16 protein-coding genes are annotated in these 19,017 nt (G+C 56.7%); 15 read left to right on the forward strand and 1 reads right to left on the reverse strand.

Features of this window, described 5'->3' with window-relative positions; all coding sequences use genetic code 11:
• Positions 1-342: 342 nt before the first annotated feature.
• The 8 genes from BWR19_08410 (at position 343) to BWR19_08445 (ending at position 8,457) form a co-directional block, all read left to right on the forward strand.
• On the forward strand, positions 343-969 hold the full coding sequence (locus tag BWR19_08410) for a hypothetical protein (protein ID APX92950.1): 627 nt from the start codon (positions 343-345) through the stop codon (positions 967-969).
• Positions 970-1,052: 83 nt separating this feature from the next.
• On the forward strand, positions 1,053-2,153 hold the full coding sequence (locus BWR19_08415) for a hypothetical protein (protein APX92951.1): 1,101 nt from the start codon (positions 1,053-1,055) through the stop codon (positions 2,151-2,153).
• 45 nt (positions 2,154-2,198) lie between these two features.
• Entirely contained in the window at positions 2,199-3,971 is a 1,773-nt protein-coding gene (locus tag BWR19_08420) for a hypothetical protein (protein ID APX92952.1), read from the forward strand.
• On the forward strand, positions 3,968-4,855 hold the full coding sequence (locus BWR19_08425) for a hypothetical protein (GenBank protein APX92953.1): 888 nt from the start codon (positions 3,968-3,970) through the stop codon (positions 4,853-4,855). Before BWR19_08420 ends, BWR19_08425 begins: the two co-directional genes overlap by 4 nt.
• Positions 4,852-5,280, forward strand: coding sequence for an oligosaccharide biosynthesis protein Alg14 (locus BWR19_08430; GenBank protein APX92954.1), 429 nt, complete (start codon positions 4,852-4,854; stop codon positions 5,278-5,280). The genes BWR19_08425 and BWR19_08430 overlap by 4 nt, the downstream gene beginning before the upstream one ends.
• A 5-nt stretch (positions 5,281-5,285) precedes the next feature.
• Complete coding sequence (locus tag BWR19_08435) at positions 5,286-5,786, forward strand: hypothetical protein (protein APX92955.1); 501 nt, start codon at positions 5,286-5,288, stop codon at positions 5,784-5,786.
• 28 nt (positions 5,787-5,814) lie between these two features.
• On the forward strand, positions 5,815-7,056 hold the full coding sequence (locus BWR19_08440) for a hypothetical protein (GenBank protein APX92956.1): 1,242 nt from the start codon (positions 5,815-5,817) through the stop codon (positions 7,054-7,056).
• 12 nt (positions 7,057-7,068) lie between these two features.
• Positions 7,069-8,457 (forward strand): undecaprenyl-phosphate glucose phosphotransferase, encoded by a 1,389-nt coding sequence (locus BWR19_08445; GenBank protein ID APX92957.1) that lies wholly within the window; start codon positions 7,069-7,071, stop codon positions 8,455-8,457.
• Between the two features lie 117 nt (positions 8,458-8,574).
• On the opposite strand, the gene BWR19_08450 is transcribed toward BWR19_08445, so the two are convergent.
• Positions 8,575-9,627, reverse strand: a complete 1,053-nt coding sequence (locus tag BWR19_08450) for a hypothetical protein (GenBank protein ID APX92958.1) — start codon at positions 9,625-9,627, stop codon at positions 8,575-8,577.
• A gap of 269 nt (positions 9,628-9,896) precedes the next feature.
• On the opposite strand from BWR19_08450, the gene BWR19_08455 reads away from it, so the two are divergent.
• The 7 genes from BWR19_08455 to BWR19_08485 all read left to right on the forward strand — a co-directional run bounded on the left by BWR19_08455 (position 9,897) and on the right by BWR19_08485 (position 19,016).
• Positions 9,897-10,856, forward strand: a complete 960-nt coding sequence (locus tag BWR19_08455) for a hypothetical protein (GenBank protein APX92959.1) — start codon at positions 9,897-9,899, stop codon at positions 10,854-10,856.
• 117 nt (positions 10,857-10,973) lie between these two features.
• On the forward strand, positions 10,974-11,747 hold the full coding sequence (locus BWR19_08460; GenBank protein ID APX94957.1) for a hypothetical protein: 774 nt from the start codon (positions 10,974-10,976) through the stop codon (positions 11,745-11,747).
• A gap of 519 nt (positions 11,748-12,266) precedes the next feature.
• Complete coding sequence (locus tag BWR19_08465; protein ID APX92960.1) at positions 12,267-13,265, forward strand: ABC transporter substrate-binding protein; 999 nt, start codon at positions 12,267-12,269, stop codon at positions 13,263-13,265.
• A 19-nt stretch (positions 13,266-13,284) separates the two neighbouring features.
• Positions 13,285-13,773: a hypothetical protein gene (locus BWR19_08470; GenBank protein ID APX92961.1), complete on the forward strand. Its 489-nt coding sequence runs from the start codon at positions 13,285-13,287 to the stop codon at positions 13,771-13,773.
• 28 nt (positions 13,774-13,801) lie between these two features.
• Positions 13,802-15,100 (forward strand): C4-dicarboxylate ABC transporter permease, encoded by a 1,299-nt coding sequence (locus tag BWR19_08475; protein ID APX92962.1) that lies wholly within the window; start codon positions 13,802-13,804, stop codon positions 15,098-15,100.
• Between the two features lie 161 nt (positions 15,101-15,261).
• Positions 15,262-16,941, forward strand: a complete 1,680-nt coding sequence (locus tag BWR19_08480; GenBank protein APX92963.1) for a thiamine pyrophosphate-binding protein — start codon at positions 15,262-15,264, stop codon at positions 16,939-16,941.
• The gene (locus BWR19_08485; protein APX92964.1) at positions 16,938-19,016 is read left to right on the forward strand and encodes a methylhydantoinase; all 2,079 of its coding nucleotides are present in this window, start codon (positions 16,938-16,940) and stop codon (positions 19,014-19,016) included. The genes BWR19_08480 and BWR19_08485 overlap by 4 nt, the downstream gene beginning before the upstream one ends.
• Position 19,017 lies beyond the last annotated feature (1 nt).

The raw sequence follows: 19,017 nt of genomic DNA on the forward strand, positions 1-19,017 counted from the left end.
TTCGATTTTTTCAGAAGCAAAGGAATGAGGGTAGTAAAGGCTTTTGATGAAAATGAAAAAAAATTTATAGTTCTAGATAAGTACTCACCAGATATAGTGTTTTACGACCAACCTTACTGGATACCTCCTGAGCATTCATTATCAAGCGTATCGCGCTACGCTCTGACCTGCTATCTTCCATATGGCTATGGCTTTTACTTGGCCAAGCGTTCTGGTCAGTTATCATCAGATTTTCTTCCTTTAATTTGGCGTGTTTTTTTAGAAAGTGACAATGTTCTTAAAGGCTGGGATGATAGGCAGATGTCAGCGGGAGTTAATTGCGTAAAGATTGGCTATCCTAAAATGGACTCTCTTATTTCTTCCATGTCTGACTCAAATAAAAATGTGTCTATCGCTAGAAAAAATAAGCGAATTATCTATGCTCCTCATCACTCTTTAGAGAAAAAGCATCATAATAAGTATGCAACTTTCCAGTGGAATGGAAGGTGGTTATTGAGCTATGCTAAAATGCACCCTGATATGGATTGGGTTTTTAAGCCCCACCCGCGACTCAAGCATGCCCTGTTGGAAAATGAGTTGATGACGCACGATGAGGTGGATGGTTATTATGCTGAATGGGAGTCGCTAAGTAATGCAGTCGTACTAGACGAAGGCGACTATCTTGAAATTTTCCGAGATTCAGATGCACTCGTGACAGATTGCGGTTCATTTCTACTAGAATACTACTTTACAAGGCGCCCCATCATCCAATTGGTTAATGATGCCTCGGCTGGCTATGGGGAATTTGGCGAAAAAGTAATAGAGTATTATTATAAAGCTCGCGATACAAAAGAGCTTGAGATGTTGCTGTCCGATGTGGTTATTGGTGGAAACGACTATTTGAAAAGTGCTAGGCTTTCAACGCTGGACTTCCCAGATGATCAAGCGGGTGAGCGGATAAAAGAGTATTTAAAAAACGAGCTTTCTTAAACTTTAATTTTTGCCCGTGGCTGCATGTTTAGAATGTGTTTCTATGAGGGCAGTTTTAGGTTTCCTCAAGAATGAGAGATGAAGTGATTGTTGGTCAGTTATTGGCTACGTTAAAAGAGTCGGCAGAAAGTTCAGTTTTTCGCGGCCCGTATACAGTAGTCGATAAAAAAACGCTTCCGCCTAGTAAAAACCCCCACGACTACTGGCATCCTGCTCCCTACTATTGGCCCTTTCCGCTGCCCATTCCCGGTTTACCTTATATTCCCCGAGATGGTAAGCGAGTGCCCGGCACGCGGCTTTATGAGCCGATGAGCGATAATTATGATCGTACTCGTTTGCAGTGTCTTTTTGATGATACGACAGTGTTGGCCCTAGCAGGTGAGATTTTCGAAAGAAAAAACTTTGATGAGCATGCTGTCGCATTGATTCGACGCTGGTTCCTTGACCCCGCCACGGCAATGACGCCACATTTAAAGTATGCTCAGGTTCGCCGTGGTTGGAACAGGAATCAAGGCACTAGCTCAGGAATTATAGAAACCAAAGACTTTTATTATTTTCTTGATGCTGTACGTTACCTTGAGGAAAGAGAGGCGCTTAGTGCGAAGGAGTCGGGTAGCTTTCGTGAGTGGCTAGGGTATTTTTTGCGTTGGCTGCGTACAAGCCGGCAGGGCGTCAAGGAAAGCTCAGCCAAAAACAATCACGGCACCTATTACGATCTTCAGGTGGGGGCTATTGCCGCTTTTCTTGGGGAAGAAAAATTACTCCATGAGATCTTAATTAGAAGTCGCTCACGGATTGCTCAGCAATTTGCCCCGGATGGCTCCCAGCCGGAAGAACTCAAGCGTACCACCACGGCTCACTACTGCTGCTTCAACCTCCAGGGTTGGATTCACCTGGCTCAGCTCGGCGGCGCCTATGGCGAGGGCCTATGGTCCTTTGAAGGGCCGGAGGGGCAGAGCATCCGCAAGGCCATGGAGTGGCTGCTGCCGTATATGGAGCGCGAGTGGCCCTACCAGCAGATTGATGAGTTCGATCGCGAGCGCTTCTATCCCATCTATTATGCCTACCTCGAGCAGTACGGTGAGCCTCCGGGGGTGGATGGCTCCAAGGTGCCGCCCAAGGAGCAGATCAAGCCGCTGTTCTTCCCCCATGATGGCATCCGCCCCTTTTGGCAGCTGCGTTGAGCCTGCTAGACTCGGCAGCCCACGCTGATCAGGTAACACTTTGTTATGTGGCTTTTTCGATTGGGCTGGCGTCACCTTCACTGGTCGGCATCTCTGCTCAAGAAGTTCTTTCGCCTAGTCCCCCTGCCGACCCTGGCGGTGGTGGCGCTCACCCTGGTCAGCCAGCTCACCAAGATGTTGGCGTTCTTCCTGCCGCTGAAAGTTATCATTCTCGTCGGCTCCACGGGTATTCCGCGCTACTTTCCCGCGAGCTGGGCGGCCTTCGATAGAGATGCCCTTGTGGTGGCGTTAAGCCTTGCCGCGATTGGTTTCTACGTCGTCTTCCTTGTGGCAGACAAGCTGCTGGCGGCAATGGCCAACCGGGGGGCAACTGGTGTGCTGTCCCACACCCGCAAGTTGGCGCTGTTCTCAAATCAGGATGAGGTGGCCAGCGAAGCATATCAGCGGCTTGTTTCAGGGCTGGCCACGGGAGTGTTGGCCCTGCTGTTGGCGCTGCTGTTTGCGGTTATCTACCCCGGCTTTCTGCTGGTAATGCTGGCTTACCTCGTCCTCGCCGCGCTGGGGGTCAACCTGGTAGGCCAGCGCCGGGTGCACTACCGGGCCAAATTGCACGAGAACGCCAAGAATATTGCAGGCCTGCTCTCTGGCGCGGGGTTTTTGCTGCTGTTTGCCTTTATGGTGACGGACTTTCTGCTTTGGGGGGGGGCGGGCTTTATGGCGGCGATCATCTGCCTGCTGCTCTCGCGCCAACTGTTTAACCGGCTCGATGGGGCCTTCAAGGATGCGCTCTGGTTGCATGCCAAGCGGTTGCAGGTCAATGCCATCTTCTTCACCGGCCACAAGTTGGCTCCCCAACAGGAGGGGCCGCGACACCGTCGCTTCTGGGCACTGTTGGCGCTGAGCGAACAGCCGGCGCGGCTGGCGAGCGTGATCGAAGCATGCCGTGACGCCCCCTTGGCCGAGGGCAGCCAGCTACATGCCTGCTGGCGGCAGAGCGGGCTAACCGATACCCACGTATTCGAGGTTGAGGTGCAGGCACCAGAGCGTGAGCCGGAGCACTATCTGCTTAAGTTGTTCGGTATTGCCCAGCGCAAGGCGGCGCTGAACGAGGCGGACTTGCTCGCCTCGAGTACCGGCAAGCGTTTGCCGGCCCCTGAACTGCTGGGCGTGGCGAAGTGGCAGGGTTACGACTGCCATCTGTTTATCAAGCCGGAAGGTGAATTGACGGAGAGTAACCGCTTCAGGGATCAGTTGCCCCAGCGGCTTGCGGCCTGCTGGGCGGTGGAGCCCAGTCGTGATCTTGTGCGTCGCTATAGCCGCTCTCACCCCCTGCTGCACCAGCGGCTTAATGCGCCCATTCTGCAACGCCTCGAGGCTGCCGCCGTCAATACGCCGGCGCGGCAAGACGTGGTGCAGCTGGCCCAGCGGCTGGATGAGGTGATCGCGGCGCTAGGTAGTCTGCCACTGGCCATCGTCAACCAGGGCATTACTCGTGAGCTGGCCTTTACCGAGCCACAGGGCGAGCTACTGCTTGGACACTGGGGGCGTTGGGCGTTGGAGCCGGTGGGCGCCGCGTTCCCCGTTGGCCGCCGCTGGAGGGGAGCGCTTGAGCCATGTCTGTCGCAAGCGATTCGGCATCGCCCGTCGCTGGGCGGGCTGTCGCTGGAGCAGGTGCGCCTGAGTGCCTGCTGCAGCGAGCTGGAGATACGCTTTCGTCGCCAGAAGTATCACGATGCCATCGCGCTGATCCCCGAGATTCTCGCTTGCCTGCCAGGTACCGAGACGCCCAGAGCGCAACCTATTAGCGAGGTCCCATGAAGCAAGCGCAGGCGCCTCGCGCCTCAGTGATCATCCCCACCTATTATGATTGGCCTAGCCTGCAGCACTGCCTTGCGGCGCTTGCAAGGCAAACGCTACCTGCCCCCCAGTTCGAGGTGCTGATCGTCAATAATGCGCCAAAGGATCCGCCCCCTGCCGATATGCGGTGGGCCGAGAACGTGCGCCTGCTGCATGAGGCGCGCCCCGGGTCCTATGCGGCGCGCAATGCTGGTCTGGAGGCAGCGAAGGGCGAGCTGGTGGCCTTGGTGGATGCCGACTGCATGCCTGAGCCCAAGTGGCTGGAGGCTGCGCTGGCGAATTTCGAGGATCCCCAGCTCTCATTGTTGGCCGGGCATGTGGCACTGACCTTTGAGGGCGAAAAGCTAACACCGGCCGAGTGTTTCGAGAAAGCTTTTGCCTTTCGCCAGCAGGAGAATGCTGAGCAGGGTGTATCGGTTACCGCTAATTTGATTGTAAGGCATAGCGTGTTCCAAACGGTGGGGTGCTTCGACGAGCAACTGATGTCCGGTGGCGATTTCGAATGGACAGGGCGCGCGACTCGCCGTGGCCATGTTATGCGCTATGCCGCTGACTGCGTGGTGACCCATCCGGCACGCCATCGACTCAGCGAGCTGGCTGCCAAGGCGCGGCGTGTCACGGCTGGCAGCCAGGTCTTGTATAACGAGGGTGCCCTGGGCGGCTGGCGCCGGGTGCTGGGTAACCTGATGGGAGATGTGGTGTCGCTCTGGCGACGCCAGGATATGACTTGGCGCGAACGCGCCTGGGCCCTGGCAGTGCTGGTGTATCTCAAGGGCGTGAAGGCGCAGCAGCGCCTCTCAGCTATGCTGCCATGGTCGTCTGCCCGTCGGGAAGCGCCGCGATGAAGGTGCTGTTTGTCGCGTCCTTTGGTGGGCATTGGGTGCAGATGCGGCGGTTGGCCAAGTTAGTGGAGTGCAGTGCATTGGTATACGTTGGCACCGCTGAAGGAGAGCACGACGGTGCCGACGACTACCTGGAAGACTTCAGTATCCGCGAGCTGTGGTGCGGGATGCGCCAATTGCCGCGGGCTTTAGGCATCGTTCGCCGTCATCGGCCCGACCTGATCATCAGTACCGGGGCTGCCCCGGGACTGCTGCTGCTGTTCGCGGGGTTTCTGCTGGGTATGAAGACCGTGTGGGTAGATAGCATCGCCAACAGCCAGCGGCTGTCGCTCTCAGGGCGTGTGGCCAAGCTGTTTGCCAGCCGGGTGTTAACCCAGTGGCCGGCCTTGGCCAAAGGCCGTGTGCAGTACCAGGGTAGCCTGCTATGAGGGTGATGTTTACCGCCGGTACCCAGTTTGCCTTCCCACGTCTGGCGGAAGTGGTGCATGAGGTGGCCGTCCAGCAGCCTGAGTGGTCGCTGGTGTTTCAGGCGGGGCCCGGGGCGGCATTGGAGGCCTTCGCCGAGCATTCTACTGTGCAGGCCGCCGAGCTGTTTCCTGCCGATCGCTTTCAAGAATTCTTTAACGCGGCCGATCTAGTGGTGACCCACGCCGGGATGGGCAATATCATTGCCTGCCTGGAGGCGGGCAAGCCGTGTATGCTACTGCCGCGCCAGGCTCGCCTGGGCGAGCACCGCAACGACCACCAGGTGGATACCGCCCGGGCGATTACCCAGCGCTACCCGGTGCCGGTGTTTGATGAGGTTGAACCGCTGGTGACGGCGGTAGTGGCACCGGAGCAGTGGCCGGATGGCCTTGAGGATGCGCCAGCCAAGATGGCCGCGGCACGTACCGAGTTCAGCCAGGGCCTTAATCAGCTGTTGCAGGCGCTATGAGGGAAGTGAGTTGATGTTTCAAAGCAGGATGGCGGCCAGGCTTGCCCTGGCCGTTTTGGTGTTGGTGGTGGCACTTTTGGTAGCCACGCCACTGCGGGTGCATGTGTTTATTGCGTTGCTACTGCTGTATGCGCTGGCCTTCGTAATTGTTAATCGCCAGCAGCTGGAGGTCACGGGCACCGACAAGTTGGTGATGCTGGTGCTGTGCAGCTATGCTATCGGCCATCTGCCCGGGTTCGTCATGAGCGATTATTCGTGGCGCTACCTGGCTGTGGGACTGCATATGGTGGCGTTGATCCCGATCTACCTGATGCTGCGCATGGTGCTCGATGAGGGCTGGCTGCGCCACTACCGTAACGGCTTGGAGTGGTCGGCGGTGGCCGGGGCCATGGCGGCGCTGCTGCTGGCGCTGTATCAGGTGGTGGTCCAGGGTAACGGCCGTGCCGATGGCTTCCTGTTTCATATCAACTTCGGTTACCTGGTGGCGTCGCTGTTCTTCCTGCTGGTGGCGATGGTGCCGAGCTCGGCGCGGCGCGGCTGGCTGGTGGCCGGGGCAACGGCGGCGCTGGTGGCCACGGCCTTGAGCACTTCGCGCGGGGCGCTGTTTGCGGTGCCGCTGGTGGCGGCGTTCCTGGTGCTGCTGCACTGGCGGCACTTCGGCGCGCGGCGTATGGCGATCAGTGCCGGAGCCTTCACGGTGGTGGCAGTGCTGGGTTACCTGGTGATTCCCCAGGTCGAGCAGCGGGTCGATGTAACCGTGGATGAGGTGGCCCGGACGCTGGAGGGTGATTATTCCCACAACTCTGCTGGCGGGCGCGTGCGGCTGTGGGCGGGGGCGATAGCCGCCTTCCAGCAGAATCCTTGGGTGGGCCTCACCTATGATGACCGCGAAGCGCTGAATGCGCGCCTCGCCGATGATGCGAATAGCATCGTGGATGACTGGACCGCGACGATCTCCCGTGGCCACGCCCATAGTCAGTACTTCGAGGTGATGGCCACCGGTGGTGTGGTGGGGCTGGTGGCGCTGGCGTTCTACCTGCTGCTGCCGGGGCTCTATTTTCTGCGCGGTTATCTGGTGGCGCGCGACAACCCGTACCACTTCATCGGGTTGCTGTTCAGCGCCGGCTTTATTGTCTTCTGCCTCTCGGAAGTGGCACTGCAACATGAGATGATCGGCACCTACTACGCCTTTATGCTGCTGGTGCTATACGTCATGGCTCAGGTACATGAGTGCGCGCGTGCCGAGGCACCATCACCCGTTGCAAGATGAAGGCTCAAGGGAATGAGACACACGAGTTCAATGCGCTTTTCTGATCGCTATCCGGCGCAGATCATTCTGCCGCTGGTCGATGCAGTGGCGCTGTTTGCCTCGGGCCTGCTGGCCCACTGGCTGCGCTTCGGGCATATGGCAATTCCCGAGCGTATCTGGCTGGCGATGGGCATCATGGCGTTGTTGCTGATCCTGCTCAACACGCAGCAGGGAGGCTACAAGCGCTGGCAGGTCAAGTCCCGAGCCAAGATCCTGCTGCGGCAGATCTTCGTGTGGGCGCTTGTCGCGGTGATCGCCGCCTCGCTTATCTACTTCGCCCATGCCGCAGAGCGTTTCTCGCGGCTGTGGGTGGGCATGACGCTGCTATTTTCGTTCATCTTGGCATGCGGTTTCCGGCTGGCGGCACAATGGCTGCTGCGCCGCGCGCGCCGCCAGGGCAAGGCACTGGTGCCGGTGTTTCTCGTCGGGCCGGGGGCTCAGTTGGTGCGGGTGGGCGAGGGCATGCGCAATTCTCCCGCTGATGGCTACAGCATCGCCGGGGTGTATCGCCTGCGACGCGAGAGCCTGACCAAGGCCCAGTTGGACCGTCTCCGCCGGCGAATCGTCGCCTCCCAGGCCAGCGAGGTGTGGATCTGCGTGCCGTTCGAGTCTGGCCAGATTCTGCGCGATATCTTCCATGCGCTGCGCAACGAGACCGCCGAGGTGCGCTTTATTCCCGACTTCCAGGGCATGCTGTTGCTCAACCACCGCATGAGTGAGGTGGCGGGGCATATGAGCATCGATTTGAGCGTGACGCCCATTGACGGCGTGTCGCGCATCGTCAAGCGCCTCGAGGATCTGGTCCTGGGCAGTGTGATCTCGCTGCTGATCCTGCCGGTGTGCGTGGCGATCGCCATTGCCATCAAGCTCACCTCGCCGGGGCCGGTGCTGTTCAAGCAGTACCGTACCGGGGCCAACGGCCACCGCTTCAAGGTCTACAAGTTCCGCTCCATGGCGGTACACCAAGAGCGCGGCGGCCAGGTGACCCAGGCCTCCAGGGGCGACCCGCGGATCACCCGGCTGGGTGCCTTCCTGCGGCGCACCTCGCTGGATGAACTGCCGCAGTTCTACAACGTGTTGCAGGGGCGCATGTCCATTGTTGGCCCACGGCCGCATGCGCTGTCGCACAACGACTACTATCAGGACATCGTCGAGTCCTACATGAAGCGCCACAAGGTCAACCCGGGCATTACCGGCTGGGCGCAGGTCAACGGCCTGCGCGGCGAGACCGACACCGACGAGAAGATGGAGCGCCGGGTCGCCGCCGATCTCTGGTACATCGACAACTGGTCGCTGTGGCTGGACCTGAAGATCATCGCACTCACGATCTTCAAGGGCTTTATCAACCCCAATGCGTATTGATAATTAAAAAAACTGCGGCTTTACTGACAAAAGCGGGTGCCCATTGGGCACCCGCTTTTGTTTGCACTGCAAAAACCTATGAGGTTGATAAGGCCACTAAGGGTTTGGCCTACCCGACTAGAAAGGTAAATGCTTTTGGAATAACTCTTGATACTCCTTGCGAGTGGCGTTCTTATGACTCTGGAGAGCCTGGCTCTTGTCCGAGATATTATTTATGCTGTTTAGAATAATTTCTCGCAAAGTAGAATAGTCTGTGCCGATCGTTACCTGTTCAGCTTTGAAGCCTTCTACGGTAGCAGCGCGGGCGTCGTGGGCAAGCATGATGCCGGGGATACCCATAGACGCAGATATGCCAATGCCGTGAACCCGATAGCCAATGACAAGATCATAGCTTGCGTATATGTCCAGGTAGTCTTTGGCATCGTATGAGTAGCGCAGGGTTTGTCCGGGAAAATCCTTTTCGAAAGTCGAGAGTTCATCGATGTAGTGAGCCACAAACTCGAACTGATAGTCTTCTCCAAGGTCTCCTATTAATTTCTTGTACATGTCCAGCATGTATTGGTGAGTGTCGTCAGATACGTTATTTGATGCAACCGCGCTGTTAGTGCCATACATCAGGCCGATTTTTTTTACTGAATTGACCGTGCTTTCAGTCTTGCTGGAAAATAGCGCAGGGCATGGAAGTTGAATGGCTCCAGCGGGTGCTAGCCCTCGTTGTGCTGTTTCATCGCGAGTGGTAATGAGTTTGGCGAGTTTGAAGACTTCCTGTTCCACTTGAGTGAAATGCTCATCGCCGAATGAGAATTCACCGCTAGTGCCAAGTCCTAAAAATACACTTGGTAAATTATGAGCTTTTATTTCATCATATAGCTTTACCATCCGCCGGCCTCGCCACTCGGGGGAGCCGGCAAAAACGACCATGTCGGCATAGTCCATGGGTACCCTGTCCTTGACGGAGTTATCCATGAACTTCTCTACGAAATCCTTGCCGAACGCATTATCGATCTTCTTTATAATATCGAATTTTCTTGCTCTGCGTATCTGCGGATTGCGGTTGTAGATGATAGGATTGAAGTCACCCAGGTGCTCGCGAAGAAGGTTCATACAGCCCATCAGAATAAACTCGTCACCTGGGTTCCATTGCCGAGTGGTGGAAAAGACTATATTCATATGTGCTCCTGATGGATGAGACAGCCCAAAATGCAGTACGCATGCCAGAGGTTGGCGTCTGTGTTACTCTGACCTTTTAAATGACGGCCAGACTAGCGGAAAGCGGTGCCGCTTGCCAGCGTGGCCACGCAGGGGTGGGATAGACGTCAATGAGGAAGTGGCTGAACAGCGCCAGAGCGTATCGAGACCGTTATCGTAATACCATCAGCCGCAGACGCTATGATCGAGAGCGGCCACCGATTGAACAGCCCGATAGCATTGAGCGTTTGGTGTTCGTGCGCTGGGATGCCAAGTGGGGCGATTCGGTGGTGTTCTCGTTTGTGCCGCGTGAGCTGCGCAAGCTAGGCAACGTGTCGGTGGAAGTGATCACCACGCCGGAGATGGCGGCTCTGTTCCGCGAGGACTTCGGGGTCGATGTGGTCCACGAGATACGCAAGCGGCCCAGTGCGAAAGAGATCACCCGCCTGGCGGAGCAGATCGGGCCAGTCGATCTGGTGGTGTTTTTTAGCCACCTCGCCAATCACCGCGCGATATACCTCTTGAACCAGCTAAAAGCCAAGCACATTGCCGGGCTCGATGACAGCCTTGGCTTGATCGATCTCAAGCTTGGAACGGCGACTCGAGGCTGGCATTTTGCCGATAAGTACGTGGCGCTGCTGCGGCGCTGTGGCGCCGAGTGCGTGGATACCTCGTATCTGGTGCCACGCGATACCGCGCTGGAGCGGCGGGCAACGGCGCTGATCGCTGAGCGGTCGCGCCCATTCATATGCCTCAACGCCTATAGCAAGGGGCGGGCACGTAGCCTGACTATGGCTAACTGTGCCCGGCTGGCCGAGGCGGTACTGCAGAGGCTGCCGGGGCATGATGTCTGTATGCTGAGTGCGCCAGGCAAGGAGGGCGAAGTGGCGGCGTTTTGTGACGCGTTCGAGGGAGACCGAGTGTTTGCGCTCGCCGCTACCAAGACGATCTATGAGAACATCGCGCTGATTGCGGCCTCTGCCGGTCTGGTGTCGGGTATTACCGCGACGGTACACATGGCGGATGGCCTGGGTGTACCATCGCTGGTGTTGTTTCCTTATGACCCGGCCGACCGCGACGACTGGCACAGCCGCCATGCTGGTTCATTCAACCTGATGGCCAAGCCCAGTGTGCCGATCGATGTCAATGCGCTGGATTGGGATGAGGTGCAGAGGGCGGTGGAGACGTTCTGCGAGGGGCTTACATCGTAGCGCAGCGAATGGCTAGCAGACGAATAAACTTCGCGCGCTTTGGTGTGTCGTATCGCTTCAATGAGTCATAGGCTCGGTAGGGAGGCCATGACCCCTCATTTTTCGCTGGAAGTGATCATGGCGGCGTACAACGACGCTGAGGTACTGGCGCTGACCCTGGAAGGGTATCGGCGCCAGTCGTCGTGCGAGTTCTCGCTGTGCATCGCCGACGATGGCTCTGGCCCTGAGGTGGCAGAGGTCATCGAGCGATTTCGCGCTCAAGGCGTGGACATCCGCCATGTGTGGCATGAAGACCGCGGCTTTCGCAAGGCACAGATCGTCAATCGAGCCATCGCCGGCTCCGAGGCCGATTACATCGTACTTACCGATAGTGACTGTGTGCCAATGCGCCATTTCGTTGCTGACCACCGCGACTGGGCGCAGCCAGGGTATGTGGTTGCAGGGCGACGCGTGGATACCGCCGAGGACCTGACGACGCGAATCAAGCGCGGGGAAGTAGCGCTTTCACGCTTGGAGCATCCGATACGCCTTATTGCCGAGTCGATGCGTGGCAACATTTCTCGCGATGAGTTCGGGCTTCGCCTGCCGCGCTTGCTGGCCCGCCTATGGAGCCGCAAGCCGTTGGCACTGCTGGGCGCCAATATGGGGGTATGGCGAGAGCAGCTGCTGGCGGTGAATGGCTTCGACGGTGACTTCGAAGGCTACGGCGCCGAGGAGGTCGACCTGGAGTGGCGGCTTCAAACTTACGGCGTGCGGCAGCGTGCCATGCGTGGCCGCGGCGGTTTGATCCATATCCACCATCACCAGCGCCAGGTCGATGCCTATGTGTTTCACCTGCTGAAGCACAAGCGGCAGGCTGGCGAGGTGGTGGTGCGAAACGGGATTCGTTGAGGGCAGTGGTCCCGGCAGCGCTGCGCGCTGCATCGGGAATGAATTCCCTTATATGGCCCCGTACGTTGTGCAAGCCCGAATCATCATGGCCGGGGTGAGACTCCTACATTGGGCATGGCGCCCCTGGCAACAGTGAACTGACCCCCAATAGTTGGACGGCTCATTCAGTCGGCGCTTAACCCTCAATCCATCCTTGCCCTTGGCGCTTTCCAGCCTCTTGTCGATTGAGCCGCATAGGTAGTGAGCTGCTGTGCGCACCTTCGGTGTCTCGGCGAGGGCAGGCAATATTTCAGGTGTGCATTCTCCGGAGGGGCGCCAGAGCGCCGCTAGGCCAATTCGTGGAGGGTTGAATGGCCGACGAGGCGCAGTATAGACAAGTATTACTTGTTTGTCGGTGGGTTCTTCTTTGCTGTTGAAAGCGCGCTGCTTTGGCAGGGTGGGGTAAGTCGTTAGCTAGGCGGTGAAAATTCGCGATCACGAACTGGCTAACGAAGGCCCAACAGCATACTGGAGCTTGATATGACTGACAAAAACAAGTACCTGATGTCCGTAGTCGCAGTCGCAGGGATCTCGTCTTCTTTCATGGCCCATGCCGATGTTTCGTGGATGATGGCCACCGGGTATCCAGACGATAGCTTCTTTACTGAGAATCTGCGTGAATTTGTCGCTGAGGTCGAAGAGAATAGTGACGGGCGTATTGCCATCGACATGCGCACAAATAGCACCCTGATAAGCCATGACGAAATCAAAAGATCCGTTCAGAGGTGCGTGGTGCAGCTGGGTGAAATTCGTCTGGGAGCCTACGGCAACGAACACCCCGTCTTTCGCGTCGATGGGCTCCCGGGGTTGGCAACGAGTTACGAGCAAGCCTATCAGTTGAATACTTTTCTTCAGCCCTACTATGAAGACGTACTGAGTGACCAAGGGATCATGCCCTTAACTTTTGTTGCTTGGCCAGGTCAGGGATTCTTCGCTGATCGCCCGATATCATCTACTGATGATGTTCAGGGGATGAGGATAAGAATTTACTCGCACCCGACACAAATGATGGCAGAGCAATTGGGATTTGATGCCACCAACTTGCCGTTCTCAGAAGTGCCTCAGGCATTTTCAACTAATATGATAGAGTCACTTTTCACCAGCGCGCAAACGGGGATTGACGTGCAGGTATGGGATTATGTTGATCACTTCGTTTATACGGGGACCATGCATAATTTCAATTCTTTAATCATTAATGAAGAAGCATTCAATGCGTTGGAGGATGATCTTCAGACGATCGTGATGGATGCCGCGGAAAATGCATATATTCGCGGTCAGGAGATGAGTAGAGAGCGTGCTGCTGAAAATCGTGAAGTCCTTGAAGATAATGGTATTGAAATCACTCAGGCATCCGACGAGTTACAGCAGGCAATTAGTGAAACTGGTGATAGAATCCTCGAAGATTGGAGGGGCGATGCAAGTGAGAGAGGGAATCGAATTATGGATGAATATATCGAGTGGCGCAGTGGCTCCGAATAAGTAAAGGGGAGCTTCTAATATGAGAGCTATCCTAAATGCCATATATCGCATTACAGGAGGGTTGGCAGCCTTTTTCTTGGCTGCCATTGGAGCCTCCGTTATTGTTCAGGTGGTAGGTAGGCAACTTGGTTATACCGTCGATGCAACAGAATTCGCTGGATTCTGCCTTGCGGCATCTACCTTCCTTGCCTTGGCTTATTCATTTCGACATGGCTCACATGTGCGCGTCACTTTGCTGGTGGATTCACTCCCTCCGGGGGCGAAGCGCATTATAGAGATTTGGGTATGTATCTGTGCTCTGGCAGTCTTGTCATGGTTGAGTTGGAATGCCATTCAATATACATGGCAAGCTTACAAGTTCGGGGACGTAAGTCCTGGTCTACTGTCTATATCGCTGTGGATTCCACAGACGGGGATGGTGGCTGGCTTGGTCGTTATGGGTGTGGCAGTGCTGGATGATCTGGTAAACCTCTTGCGCAATGGAAAGGCCGAATATTTTTCCAATTAGAAATAGGCTATGACCTCAGGAGATATATATGGACTCCACGCTATTAGCGCTATGTCTTGTGCTTGTGGGGCTATTGACGATGCTAGCATCCGGTGTATGGGTTGCTATTAGCCTCTTAGGTATAGGGATTAGTGCCCTAGCAGTTTTTTCAAATGTTCCGCTGGGTGATCTCGTCATTTCGAAGCTATGGGAGTCCAGCTGGTCTTGGCCAATGACCGCACTGCCGCTGTTTATATGGATGGGGGAAATCTTATTTCGCACCAAGCTGTCAGGGCTAATGTTCAATGGATTGTCCCCCTGGGTGGGCTGGTTACCGGGGCGGTTGCTGCATGTGAACGTGCTGGGGTGTGGGATCATGGCGGCGGTTGCCGGGTCTTCTGCAGTCACAGCAGCCACTGTAGGCAGGATGAGCATGTCCGAGCTAAAGGACAGGCACTACGATGACCGCCTGATGATCGGTACTCTGGCAGGCTCTGCTACTCTGGGTTTGCTGATTCCGCCTTCGGTAGTGCTTATTGTGTATGGTGTGGTTGCGCAGCAGTCAGTAGCAAGGTTGTTTATGGCAGGCATTTTGCCAGGCATCATGCTGATCACGTTGTTTATGGCGTACATTGCAGTATGGGCCTTGCTAAATCCAGGCAAGATGCCTCCTCCGGAACAGAGAATGACACTTAAACAGCGTCTCCTCGCATCTGTTGGGCTGCTTCCAATCCTATTGCTGATAGCGACCGTTATTGGCTCGATTTATGCTGGTATTGCGACACCTACTGAGTCAGCGACATTCGGTGTGTTGGGGGCGCTTGCGATTGCCCATTTCTCCGGTTCGTTGACAGTGAAAGTTTTCCTCGACAGTCTTCTGGGGGCGACTCGAATTGCCTGTATGATTGGTTTCATCGTTGCGGCTGCTGCAGTCCTATCATCGGCATTTTCATTTATCGGTATACCCCAGTACTTGGCTCAGCTTGTCAATTCTTTAGAGTTGTCTCCCTATATGCTGTTGCTGGTATTGACACTATTTTTCATTGTGCTTGGATGTTTTCTCGAGGGGATCTCGATTCTTGTCATCAGTAGTGCCGTAGTATTGCCGATGTTGCAGGCAGCTGGAATTGATCTTCTGTGGTTCGGTATCTATGTAGTGGTGATTATTGAGTTGGCCCAGATTACGCCACCCATTGGCTTCAATCTTTTCGTATTGCAGTCAATTACGGGAAGGGATATATGGCAAGTAACCATGGCAGCTGCACCATTCTTTGTAATCCTTTGCTTTGCGGCGCTGTTGCTGGTGCTATTTCCGGGCATTGCTACTTGGTTGCCAAGTTTGATGTAAATAACTGGTGAGTTACTGCTGGTGTCGTACGATGATAATTGAACCTAGTAGGAGTTTGATAGCTGGTAGCTGATGTCAGGCTGAGCGAGTTCGATGAACGACGACTTGGGCTGCTTGAACAAAGACGCCTTTACAACACCAGACTGCATAAGGATAACGCGATGATACGCAATGGAGGACAGCTATTCGTCGAGAGTTTGCTCGCGCTGGGAGCATCGAAGAGCTTCGGCGTCCCTGGAGAAAGTTATCTCGCCGTGTTGGATGCACTGCACGATACGGTGGGTCGACTCGATTATGTGCTGTGTCGTAACGAAGGCGGCGCAGCCTTTATGGCGGCGGCGTATGGTAAGTTGACGGGTACGCCGGGACTTTGCTTCGTGACCCGAGGCCCAGGAGCGACCAACGCCTCGATCGGCGTGCACACTGCGATGCAGGATAGCGTGCCTATGCTGCTGTTTGTCGGGCAGGTGGGTACTGATATGAAGGGTCGCGAGGCGTTTCAAGAAGTCGACTACCGCGCCGTCTTTGGCACCATGGCCAAGTGGGCCGTCGAGATTAATAACGTCGAACGGATTAACGAGATCCTCTCGCGCGCCTGGACCACGGCGACCACCGGTCGTCCCGGCCCGGTGGTGATAGCGCTGCCCGAAGACATACTGACCTCTTTCACCGAAGTGGCGCCTCTCAGCGGGCCGCTGGAGATCCCCGAGCCGGTGCCGAGCGCCGCTGCCATGGCCAAAGCACGCGATATCCTCGCCGATGCCGAGCGGCCCGTGATCTTCTACGGCGGGGCCAATTGGAAAGGCGAGGGCACCGCTCCTATCCAGCGCTTTGCCGAAGCGTCCGGCATCCCAGTTGTCTCTGTCTTCAGATATCAGGATCAGTTTGATAACCACTCGCCGGTATTCTGTGGGGAGGCTGGGGTGGGTATGACGATGCCCGTGAAGAAGCTACTGCGGGATGCCGACGTGGTGCTGGCGATCAATGTCCGCTTCGGCGAGAACTCCACCGACGGCTACACCCTGTTCGAGGTGCCGCAGCCGAAGCAACGGATGATCCACGTGCATGGCAGCGATCACGAGATCGGTAAGATCTATCGCCCGGAGCTGGGCATCCACTGTGGTCCGAATGCTTTCGCCGAGGCGTTAGATCGCATGGAACCGCTTGATGGCGACTGGGAAGAATGGCGGGCAGAAGGGCGAGAGAGCTATGAAGCGGGGTTCACCCTCCCTGATCTGCCATCCCCTGTGGACATGGGTAAAGTCTGTGCCTATCTGCGCGAGACCCTGCCCGATGACATGATCCTCACTAACGGTGCGGGCAACTTCGCAGTGTGGCCGAGCAAGTTTTTCCACTACGGGCCAACGTCGCGTTTGCTGGGGCCGCAGTCCGGTGCAATGGGTTACGGGGTTCCGGCAGCCATAGCCGCCAAGGTGACGTATCCCCAACGCACCGTGGTCTGCTTCGCTGGGGATGGTGACTTCCAGATGAATTGCTCGGAGCTGGCTACCGCCATGCAGGCCGGTGCCCAGCCGATCATCCTAGTCCTCAATAATGGGATATACGGCACCATTCGGGCGCACCAAGAGCGTCATTACCCGGACCGCGTCTCCGGCACCACGATGGAACAGAACCCGGACTTCGTCACCCTGGGCAAGGCCTATGGTTTTCACGCCGAACGGGTCGAAACCACCCAAGACTTCCCGGCAGCCTTTGAACGCGCCCTGGCCTCCGATAGTGGCGCGCTCCTCGAACTCAACATTTCACCCGAAGCGCTCACCCCGCGTCAGACGTTGAGTCAGATGCGTGATGCAGCCTTAGCAGCAAAGGATACAGCATGACTATCGGTCAAGAGATTCGTCTCGGGGCCGATATCGGCGGGACCTTCACCGATATCGCTCTCGACGTTCACGGCACCCTTTATTCTTCCAAGGTGCTGACCAATTATACGGCGCCGGAACAATCGATTCTCGATGGAATCGAGATCGTGATCCAGGATGCGGGCATCGCATTCTCAGAGATCGACATGATCATCCATGGCACGACTTTGGCTACCAATGCTCTGATCGAGCGCCGCGGGGCGCGCACCGCTTTGATCACCACGGAAGGCTTTCGTGATGTGATCGAGATGCGTACCGAGAACCGCTTCGAGCAGTACGATCTGAACCTTAAGCTGCCAACGCCACTGATCCCACGAGAAGACCGTTTCGTGGTCAAAGGCCGAATGAGCGCTCAGGGAGAGGAGCTTCATGCCCTCGACGAGGCGGCGCTTGAGGAGATTGCCGAGACTATCAAGGCGCAGAACTTCGGCGCAGTAGCGATTGGCTTTATCCACTCTTACATGAATGATGCCCACGAGAAGCGCGCCCGCGACATTCTTGCACGTCACCTTGACCTGCCGATCTCGATCTCGGCGGAGGTCTCGCCGCAGATGCGTGAGTTTGAGCGCTTCAATACCGTCTGCGCCAATGCCTATGTGCGTCCGCAGATGGCCAGTTACCTGTCACGTCTTCAGGTGCGGCTAGAGGAGATGGGCACCGCCTGTCGGGTGTTCATGATCCACTCCGGTGGTGGGCTGATATCGGTCGAGACCGCGACTGAGTTTCCTGTACGCTTGATTGAGTCTGGGCCAGCCGGTGGGGCGATCTTCGCCGCTGACATTGCGCGGCGTTTCGATCTCGATCGCGTCGTCTCCTACGACATGGGCGGAACCACCGCTAAGGTTTGCCTGATCGATGATTTCCAGCCGCAGACCGCGCGTACCTTCGAGGTGGCGCGTACCTACCGCTTCTGCAAGGGTTCGGGCATGTCGATCTCCATCCCGGTGATTGAAATGATCGAGATAGGCGCCGGTGGCGGCTCCATCGCTTGGGTCGATGCCATGAACCGCATACAGGTGGGCCCGGAGTCCGCCTCATCCGAGCCGGGGCCGGCGTGCTACGATCGCGGCGGCGAACGCCCAGCAATTACTGACGCCGATCTGCTGTTAGGCAAGCTGGACCCCAATAACTTTGCCGGTGGCATGATCAAGCTCTCGAGTGAGGCATCGGCCAAGGCAATCTCCCAAGAGGTAGGCGAGAAGCTCGATCTCCAGCCTCAGGCGGCAGCGTTTGGTGTGTGCGACGTGGTTGATGAGAACATGGCCAACGCAGCGCGCGTTCACGCGGTCGAGAACGGCAAGAGTATCTCCGATAACACCATGATCGCCTTCGGCGGTGCGGCACCGCTGCATGCAGCGCGGTTGTGCGAAAAGCTCAACATTGAACGCTGCCTCATTCCGCAAGGGGCGGGCGTTGGGTCGGCCATCGGCTTTCTGCGCGCGCCCTTTGGATATGAAGCGGTTGCCTCACAGATCATGGGGCTCAAGGGCTTCGATGCCGCCGCTCTCAACACCATGTTGGGCGAGCTCAAGACTACTGCCGAGAGCTTTGTGCGCGAAGGCACCCAAGGCGCGATCCGGCGCGAGATTATTGCGTTCATGCGCTACGCCGGCCAGGGCTGGGAAATTCCCGTTGCGCTTCCGGACCGCGACTTCACTGCCGATGACGAGGCGATGATTGAGGCATCCTTCAAGCAACGCTACGCCGAGTTCTTCGGCCGTGCGGTCGAAGGCCCGCAGATCGAGTTCGTCACCTTCTCGGTCAAGGCGAATGACGTGCGCCCCCAGGTCGACGGATATCCGCTGACCGAAGCAGGCAAAGTGATCGAAGCGCCGGCCTCTCGCCCGGTGTTCGACCCGGCGCTGGGCGGAGAGCAGGATACCGGCATAATCCCCCGTGAGGCCTTGTCAGTCGGCGATCGCGTGTGTGGTCCGGCGGTGATCTTCGAAAGCGAAACTTCCACTGTCGTCACCTCGCCGTTCGATGCGGTGGTGCAGTTTGACGGTTCGCTACTTCTCGTGCGGAAAGGAGTTTGAT

Origin of the sequence: Halomonas sp. 1513, assembly GCA_001971685.1 — a bacterium.
Taxonomy (GTDB): Bacteria; Pseudomonadota; Gammaproteobacteria; order Pseudomonadales; family Halomonadaceae; genus Franzmannia.

Excerpts from the sequence above, each read along its gene's own strand:
- BWR19_08425 (APX92953.1), top strand. The coding sequence starts at position 3,968 with ATGAAGCAAGCGCAGGCGCCTCGCGCCTCAGTGATCATCCCCACCTAT.
- BWR19_08450 (APX92958.1), bottom strand. The coding sequence starts at position 9,627 with ATGAATATAGTCTTTTCCACCACTCGGCAATGGAACCCAGGTGACGAG.
- BWR19_08440 (APX92956.1), top strand. The coding sequence starts at position 5,815 with ATGGCGGCCAGGCTTGCCCTGGCCGTTTTGGTGTTGGTGGTGGCACTT.
- BWR19_08445 (APX92957.1), top strand. The coding sequence starts at position 7,069 with ATGAGACACACGAGTTCAATGCGCTTTTCTGATCGCTATCCGGCGCAG.
- BWR19_08470 (APX92961.1), top strand. The coding sequence starts at position 13,285 with ATGAGAGCTATCCTAAATGCCATATATCGCATTACAGGAGGGTTGGCA.
- BWR19_08480 (APX92963.1), top strand. The coding sequence starts at position 15,262 with ATGATACGCAATGGAGGACAGCTATTCGTCGAGAGTTTGCTCGCGCTG.
- BWR19_08465 (APX92960.1), top strand. The coding sequence starts at position 12,267 with ATGACTGACAAAAACAAGTACCTGATGTCCGTAGTCGCAGTCGCAGGG.
- BWR19_08435 (APX92955.1), top strand. The coding sequence starts at position 5,286 with ATGTTTACCGCCGGTACCCAGTTTGCCTTCCCACGTCTGGCGGAAGTG.
- BWR19_08420 (APX92952.1), top strand. The coding sequence starts at position 2,199 with ATGTGGCTTTTTCGATTGGGCTGGCGTCACCTTCACTGGTCGGCATCT.
- BWR19_08475 (APX92962.1), top strand. The coding sequence starts at position 13,802 with ATGGACTCCACGCTATTAGCGCTATGTCTTGTGCTTGTGGGGCTATTG.
- BWR19_08410 (APX92950.1), top strand. The coding sequence starts at position 343 with ATGGACTCTCTTATTTCTTCCATGTCTGACTCAAATAAAAATGTGTCT.
- BWR19_08460 (APX94957.1), top strand. The coding sequence starts at position 10,974 with ATGGCGGCGTACAACGACGCTGAGGTACTGGCGCTGACCCTGGAAGGG.
- BWR19_08430 (APX92954.1), top strand. The coding sequence starts at position 4,852 with ATGAAGGTGCTGTTTGTCGCGTCCTTTGGTGGGCATTGGGTGCAGATG.
- BWR19_08485 (APX92964.1), top strand. The coding sequence starts at position 16,938 with ATGACTATCGGTCAAGAGATTCGTCTCGGGGCCGATATCGGCGGGACC.